The organism is Nostoc sp. UHCC 0251, from assembly GCF_034932245.1.
Classification (GTDB): Bacteria; Cyanobacteriota; Cyanobacteriia; order Cyanobacteriales; family Nostocaceae; genus Nostoc.
In genome coordinates, this window is sequence record NZ_JAYGHD010000251.1 from 1 (window position 1) to 2,207 (window position 2,207).

General features: G+C 42.4%; 2 protein-coding genes. Both read right to left on the minus strand.

The window, feature by feature from the left end:
• Nucleotides 1-52: 52 nt before the first annotated feature.
• The gene (locus VB740_RS17965; protein WP_323201315.1) at nt 53-1,084 is read right to left on the minus strand and encodes a transposase; all 1,032 of its coding nucleotides are present in this window, start codon (nt 1,082-1,084) and stop codon (nt 53-55) included.
• Between the two features lie 22 nt (nt 1,085-1,106).
• Nucleotides 1,107-1,757: a DNA-3-methyladenine glycosylase 2 family protein gene (locus VB740_RS17970; RefSeq protein WP_323201316.1), complete on the minus strand. Its 651-nt coding sequence runs from the start codon at nt 1,755-1,757 to the stop codon at nt 1,107-1,109.
• Nucleotides 1,758-2,207: the final 450 nt, after the last annotated feature.

The window sequence follows — 2,207 nt, forward strand, 5'->3', positions numbered from 1 at the left end:
ACAGAACTTTTTCCCCTTCCCCCTTGCCCTTTTCCCGACTTATGCAAGAAGTCTACTCTTGACTTGTGCCATTGGGATTTACCGCTACTACCAAACACCCAGCACTTGCAGCCTTGGTATTCAGGATTTGTAGAAATTGACCCCAGCCAGCATCGGTTACGGACTTGGCAAGCATAGACTTTGCCAGCCCTTTGATATTTAAGTTTTCATGGGCGATAACTTGGGATTGATTTAGTAACCATATTGCAGTTTTATAATGAAAATCTTTACGTTGATTAGCAACTTTTAAGTGAGTTTTAGCAACACGTTTAATCGCTTTTTTGCGACGATTTGACCCTTTCTTTTTTCGAGACAGTTGACGTTGTAACCGCTTTAATCGTTTTTCAGCTTTGCGGTAATGTTGGGGGATTTGCACTTCTTGGTTGTCGCTTGTCACCAAGAATGATTTCAGCCCCATATCAATACCTACTGTGTTATGTAATGTGGAGATAACGTCAGGCTTGATCTTTGGTATAGTTACATCTTCTAGGCTAAGACTGATATACCAACCATCAGCTTTACTGGTAACTGTCGCAGTTTTGATTTTAAAACCATTCGGTAGGGGACGGTGCAAAATCATCTTGACTTTGCCGATTTTGGGTAATTGAATGAATTTACCCTGAACGTGTTCTGGTTTGATGGGGTCAGGAAACGCCAATGAATGATAGCGCCCCTTACCTTTGAATCTGGGACGACCAGAGCGATTACCGTTGCTATCTCCCTTCAGCCAACGTTCAAAAGTCTTTTCAACGCGTGAAATTACGTCTTGCAATGTGTGGGAAGGTAAATCTTTATATTCTGGAAACAAAGATTTACTGTTGGTTAAATCCCGCTTTTGACTATAGTAATCAGGTTTATCTTTTGGTGGTGCAATACCGCAGGAAATAATAGAGCATCGATTAATGTCACAACGATTACTTTCCCACCAGTTAAACCGTTCAGTAAGTCTGTAGTTATATTGACGGCGACAAAGTTCCAGCCAGTTTTCGATGGTGGCTATTTGTTCCTTGGTTAGTCGTAGACGGTACTGGTAGGCTATTCGCATTCTTATCTAATCTTTTTCTGGTTCAAATAAATAGGTAGTAGTGCCATAAAAGTCTTGCAGCAACTGCTCGCCACGGCCGCCAAATCTGTGCGATCGCTTCTAGTTGTGCTGGTGTTGGACGCGTCGCCAAATTTTTGAGTTTTTGTAAAGCGATCGCGATCGCTAAATCGCCTTTGGGAAAGACATCAGGTCTTTGCAGCGCCATGAGTAAATAAATATCAACCGTCCAGTCTCCTATCCCTTTAAGACGCTTTAACTCAGTTCTGATAGTAGTTTCATCCATTCTTTCCAGCTTGGTTAGGTCAAGTTGACCAGTTGCTATCGCCTGAGCCAACCCACGACAGTAGAGAATCTTTTGCCGACTAAATCCAATTCCTCTCAATTGAACATCATCCAATATCAGAAAATTTTCTGGCGTTAGAGTTACAACAATCCCGCGTAGACGGTTAAATATAGCCTTTGCAGACGCTACGGAAACTTGCTGTTCCAGAATTATGCACAACAGCGTTGCAAAACCCGGTTCTCTTTTCCATATAGGTGGAGGCCCCAATCTTTCTAAAATCCGAGCCAAATCGCTATCAAGATTGGCAAGCACCATTAAACCACGGGTAAGACTTTCTTGAGTCAATGATTCTAGTTCAGGCGTTTGTGCAGCTGTTTCTTCCAATATCATCTTTGTAAAATTTTGACCAAAAAATAAAAAAGATACAGAGCAAGTTAATTGATTTATGATTACTGAGCGCAGCCTCTCGTAAAGACAGGGTGAGAACATCTAATTTGGTATAAATTGTACTTGACAGATTAGATCAGAGCATGGTGGTTGAAAAGACATTCTTACCCTGAATTTTCTATTGATTACGGAATAATCATGATTTGGTTAATCCAGTGATTAATCTGCCAACTTTGTCGGCTTTGAGTTCAGTAAACCAGATATTGCTAGCGGCCTCGTGAATGCTCTGGTGCATAACCGTGCTCCTAGTAGGGATCTGATTTGAAGAAGGCAGGAGGCAGGATAGCGCAGCGTTAGCGAGTCCGCGAGCGTCGGCAGAGGGCAGATCGCGCTTCGCTTCTCCCCTTGGGAGAAGGTTCAATGTTTTGTAGGGGATTCAACACCGTACTTAAT

Excerpts from the sequence above, each read along its gene's own strand:
- VB740_RS17965 (WP_323201315.1), bottom strand. The coding sequence starts at position 1,084 with ATGCGAATAGCCTACCAGTACCGTCTACGACTAACCAAGGAACAAATA.
- VB740_RS17970 (WP_323201316.1), bottom strand. The coding sequence starts at position 1,757 with ATGATATTGGAAGAAACAGCTGCACAAACGCCTGAACTAGAATCATTG.